At 30.3% G+C, this 5244-nt stretch carries 5 protein-coding genes; 1 reads left to right on the top strand and 4 read right to left on the bottom strand.

What is annotated here, in order from left to right; all coding sequences use genetic code 11:
• Positions 1-149: 149 nt before the first annotated feature.
• The 3 genes from recG to ABF633_RS20375 form a co-directional block, all read right to left on the bottom strand.
• The gene (recG, locus tag ABF633_RS20385) at positions 150-2186 is read right to left on the bottom strand and encodes an ATP-dependent DNA helicase RecG (RefSeq protein ID WP_415526506.1); all 2037 of its coding nucleotides are present in this window, start codon (positions 2184-2186) and stop codon (positions 150-152) included.
• A gap of 70 nt (positions 2187-2256) precedes the next feature.
• Entirely contained in the window at positions 2257-3909 is a 1653-nt protein-coding gene (locus ABF633_RS20380; RefSeq protein WP_415526504.1) for a DAK2 domain-containing protein, read from the bottom strand.
• A 12-nt stretch (positions 3910-3921) separates the two neighbouring features.
• Entirely contained in the window at positions 3922-4269 is a 348-nt protein-coding gene (locus ABF633_RS20375) for an Asp23/Gls24 family envelope stress response protein (RefSeq protein WP_415526502.1), read from the bottom strand.
• A 184-nt stretch (positions 4270-4453) separates the two neighbouring features.
• Here ABF633_RS20375 and rpmB point away from each other — a divergent pair, with 184 nt between their 5' ends.
• A complete protein-coding gene (rpmB, locus tag ABF633_RS20370; RefSeq protein WP_003442111.1) occupies positions 4454-4645 on the top strand; it encodes a 50S ribosomal protein L28 in 192 nt (63 codons plus the stop codon).
• Positions 4646-4894: 249 nt separating this feature from the next.
• On the opposite strand, the gene ABF633_RS20365 is transcribed toward rpmB, so the two are convergent.
• The gene (locus tag ABF633_RS20365; RefSeq protein ID WP_415526500.1) at positions 4895-5068 is read right to left on the bottom strand and encodes a hypothetical protein; all 174 of its coding nucleotides are present in this window, start codon (positions 5066-5068) and stop codon (positions 4895-4897) included.
• Positions 5069-5244: the final 176 nt, after the last annotated feature.

Here is a 5244-nt window from a genome sequence, read left to right as displayed (position 1 = left end):
AAATTCAGATGGGGTAAAAGAATCCCCACCTGAATTAAGAACTTGCTTCAATTGACTCTCATTTCCCTAATATTGTAGCATAGAGTATTAATTTATACAAAGTTTTTTGTTTATTTTATATACTTATTAATAAAATTCATAATTTTTTGTCAGTTAAAACATATATATTTTGAAGTAAGTTCAAGTTTATTTAAAATGTGTTCTTTAACAAATATGTCTCTTTTGGAACTACTTTCAATTAAAATTTTGGCCTCTTTATTAGCTTCTTTTAATATATGAGAATCCTCTATTAGATTAGATAATATAAGATTATCTTCCCCATGCTGCCTAAATCCGAATATTTCACCACTTCCTCTAATTTTAAAATCTTCTTCTGCTATGTAAAATCCGTCATTACTATTTTTAAGTATCTCCATCCTTTGCTTTACCTTTTTACTTTTAATATCTGCAATTAAAAAGCAATAAGACTTATTTTCCCCTCTCCCAACTCTTCCTCTCAATTGATGCAGCTGGGAAAGTCCAAAACGTTCTGCATTTTCTATAATAATCATGCTAGCATTTGGGACATTTACACCTACTTCAATAACCGTTGTTGATATCAAAACATCAATTTCACCTTTATTAAACTTAGTCATTATATCTTCCTTATCTTTTGCAGGCATTTTCCCATAAATCATTCCAACAACAAAATTTTCAAAGTATTTCTTCTTAAGTTCTTCCATTAAGCTATTTACTGAACTTAAATCCAGTTTTTCATTCTCCTCTACTAGTGGACAAACTACATATATCTGCCTTTTTTTCTCCAATTCCTTAATAGCAAACCCATATACCCTCTCACTATTTTTTTTATCTGTATAATAGGTATCCACCTTTTGCCTTCCAGGAGGAAGTTCATCAATGCTGGAAACCTCTAAATCTCCATACAAATATAAACCCAAAGTTCTAGGTATAGGTGTAGCAGTCATTACCAACACATCTATATTATTTCCTTTATTAAATATTTTACTTCTTTGCATTACACCAAATCTATGCTGCTCATCTGTTACCACCATTCCAAGATTTTTAAATTCTACATTATCCTCCAAAAGTGCATGAGTCCCTATTATCATGTGAATTTTTCCTTCTTTTAAATCATTTTTAATCCTAATTTTATTTTTTTCAGTAATACTGCCCGTTAATAATTCTATATTTATATTAAATTGTGATAAAAGCTTTTCGGCTTCAATATAGTGCTGTTTCGAAAGTATTTCTGTAGGAGCCAGCAAAACTGCCTGATATCCATTCTTAATTACATTAAACATAGCAATTAATGCTATAATAGTCTTACCGGAACCTACATCTCCCTGCACTAATCTATTCATCGCTGTAGGTTTTTTTTCATCTATTAAAATTTCCCTTATAACTTTACTTTGGGACCCTGTAAGAGAATAAGGTAGTTTATTTTTTAATTCATTAAGTTCTTGTGAAATTTTAAAAGCTATACCTTTTTTCCCTTTATTTATATAATCTCTTAGGATTAATACCTTTAAAGAATAAGTAAATAGTTCTTGAAATTTAAGTCTCTTTTTTGCCTCATTTAATTCAGTAAAGTTTTTCGGATTATGAATACATCTTATAGCCTTGTCTAAAGAATAAAAGCTATGTTTTTCTATAACCCAATCAGGTAGATTCTCCTCAATATTAATCTGTGATAATATGCCAGACAGCATCCTTATAAAATATGCACTCTTCAAATTTTCTCTCAAGGGGTAAATTGGAATAAGCTTTCCCAATTGAATATTTTCATCTTTAATAATCTGAGGGACTTCTAAGGTTATTTCTCCCTTAATCTTATTTAATTTTCCCATTAATATGTACTGATTATCTATTATAAAATTTTTGTTAATATACGGCATATTAAACCAGACGCCTTTAAAAATATTGAAACCATCTGTAAATATGAGTTTTGAAATTACTTTACCATTTTTACTTCTAAAGCTGCCTTCATTTTTTAAAAATCTACAATTTATTATTATCCTATTTCCTTTATCAGCTTCATTTATATTCTTTATGTAGTGTACATTTTCATAGTCTCTTGGAAAGTATAGGAGTAAATCTAATACAGAAAAAATACCACATTTGTTCAGTACAGTTTTGATCTTAGGACCAACACCTTTTATACAATTTATATCATTATATACATTCATTAGAAACTCCTATCTTAAAAAATCAAGTTTTTGTTGTCTATTTGTAATAAAAAAAGCCCTTAGGCTTTTTTTATTCAACTGAAATTATAAAATAATACAAAGGCTGTTGCCCATTAGTACATTGAACATCTAATTCCGGATAGGATTTTTCTATCCTATTCACCAAATCTTTAACTTCAGTTTCCTCACACTCATATCCGTAATATAATGAGATAAGCTCACTATCTTTATTTACCATTTGTTTTATTAAACCTTCGCAAATACTGCAGCTATCCTTGCCAACTTCCTTAATCTCACCTTCAATTAGGCCTAAAATATCTCCCTGCTTAATAGATTTACCATTGATCTCCGTATCCCTTACAGCATAAGTTATTGTTCCTGTAATTACCTTTGACATTGCTTTAGTCATGTTATCTATATTTATATTAGCATCTTCATATTCATTGAATTCTGTGACACAAGTTATACCTTGTGGGATAGTTTTTGTAGGTATTACTATGATATTCTTATCACTAAGTTCAGCGGCTTGAGTAGCAGCCATTATTATGTTCTTATTATTTGGCAATACAAATATGTTTTCTGCATTTAATTTGTTAATAGACCCAAGAATATCTTGTGTACTTGGATTCATTGTCTGGCCACCTTCAATTACATGATCCACTCCTAAATCCCTGAATATTTCTATTATTCCTTTACCAGAAGCAACAGCAATAAATGCATATTTTTTTAAATTATCATTTTTCTCAACGATTTCATTACCTACAACCTGACTTTCAGCAGGGTATTCAGCCTCTAAAATACGTCTATGCTGTTCTCTCATATTATCAATTTTTATCTTGGAAAGTTCTCCTAATTTCAATGCTTTAGATAAAATGAGTCCCGGATCATTTGTGTGAATATGAATCTTTATAACCTCATCTTCACCTACTACAATCATGGAATCACCATAAGGTGTTAAATCCTCTTTAAAAGCTTCTAGATCTGCCCCTTTGGATTTAATAAAGAATTCAGTACAATATCCAAATTTTATTTGTGATGGATCTATATCCTGCTGATGCATAAAATTTTCTGATGTATGTTCACTTTTTTCCGCTAAAGAGGTTTCTATATTATTATTAAGGGCTTCATACATACCTCTAAGTATTATTAAAAATCCCATTCCACCAGCATCTACTACATTTGCCTTTTTTAATACTGGAAGCATATCAGGAGTTTTATTTAAAACTTCTTCACAATGCTTACAAACCTCATGCATTAATGCAGTTATGTTTTCCTCTTTACTATTTATGGCCTTTTCTCCCGCTGCTTTAACAATAGTAAGAATAGTTCCCTCTGTGGGTCTCATAACAGCTTTATAGGCAGATTTACATCCCTCAACAAGACTATTGGCAAATTCATGACAATTAGCTTCTTCAATATCGCATAAGCCTATAGCCATACCCCTTAATATTTGAGATAAAATAACTCCTGAATTTCCTCTAGCGCCCATTAACGCTCCCTTTGAAAGTTGCTTTGATACCTGAGAAATGGGACAATTTTCTTCTTTAGCTTTAATCTCAGAAACGGCACTTCTAAAGGTCATAGACATATTTGTCCCCGTGTCTCCATCTGGCACTGGAAAAACATTCAATGAGTTGACAAATTCTCTCTGTTCTTCTAACTTATTGCATGCATTTGTCATCATATTGTAAAATCTGTAGCCGTCTATCTTTAAGTATTCCAATTTTTTACCTCCCTAGACTCTAACACCCTGAACATTAACTGTTATACTAGAGACTTTAAGTCCTGTATAATTCTCTACATTATATTTTATTTTTTGAATTATATTATTTGCTATAACAGAAATTTTTGTACCATATTCTACAATTATATATAGTTCTATATTAATATTATTATCTTTTGAGCTTATTTTTACACCTTTACTTAAATTTTCTCCCTTAATTAATTCCCAAAAACCATCACTGGCATTTTTTGAAGCCATCCCAACAACACCATAGCATTCCATAGTAGAGATACCTACAATATTAGCAAGAACATCAACTGAATAGTTAATGGATCCATTTTCATTGGCTATACCCATCATTCTAACTCCTCCTTATTCTGTACCATATAAATATTTTATATTAAACTCATTAATAATTCAAGAAATTTAATCCAATTACCTTCAGATTACTGATTTTTTGCTTGCATAATTTGCATTTAGTATGATAAAATAATGTTTGTGTTAATTATGAAGTTTATAGCTTCATTCGAGGAGGTGTTTTTTAATGTCAAGAAAATGTGATATATGTGATAAAGGGCTAGTAGCAGGAGTTCAGTATAGTCATTCACATCGTCAATCAAAAAGAACTTGGCTTCCTAATGTAAAGAAAGTTAAAGCAATCGTAAATGGAACACCAAGAACAATACATGTATGTACAAGATGCCTTCGTTCAGGTAAGGTTCAACGTGCTATATAAACAGAGTTCTTAGTATTGGTATTTATGATACTTAGAAATCGTTATCCAGGGACGTAACAACTCTTTACTTCCATTTTTAATAAGAAAGATGGGAGTATTAGAGTAGGCAATCATTGGATAAAAATAAAAAATGCAGTTGCATAGACAATTGCATTTTTTATTTTTTTACTTATTTCCTTATAAAAATTTTTATTACTGAAGCTAAAAATTTTGGAAGTTTAAAAGCAAAAATTTTCATATAAATCCTCCCTAATCATCGTGTGAATTATTAATTAAACACCAGCCTCCATAGATAAGGCCAGCCCCAACTGCCATAATCCAACCCCAAACTGGAATAATAAAAGTTATTATAATGCCTGCACCAATAGAGGCAATTATTATTCCCCATTTTTTTCTTTTTAGCTTATTATGTTTCCTTGTCAATTTAATTACCTCCATCATTACTCCTTTAATATTATATGATTGTTATTTCTGTTTATTTCCTAAAAACAAAAAACTTCTAAGCTTTTATCTTAGAAGTTTTTATCCTTTATCATATACTGCAATAAACAGAGTTCTTTGTTTCAGGTGGAGTTTTTTTCTCCAGCTGAAACTTAGAA

The organism is Clostridium sp., assembly GCF_047718555.1.
GTDB lineage: Bacteria > Bacillota > Clostridia > Clostridiales > Clostridiaceae > Clostridium_I.
The sequence above is the reverse complement of the archived record's forward strand: the minus strand, read 5'-3'. Positions and strand labels throughout refer to the sequence as shown.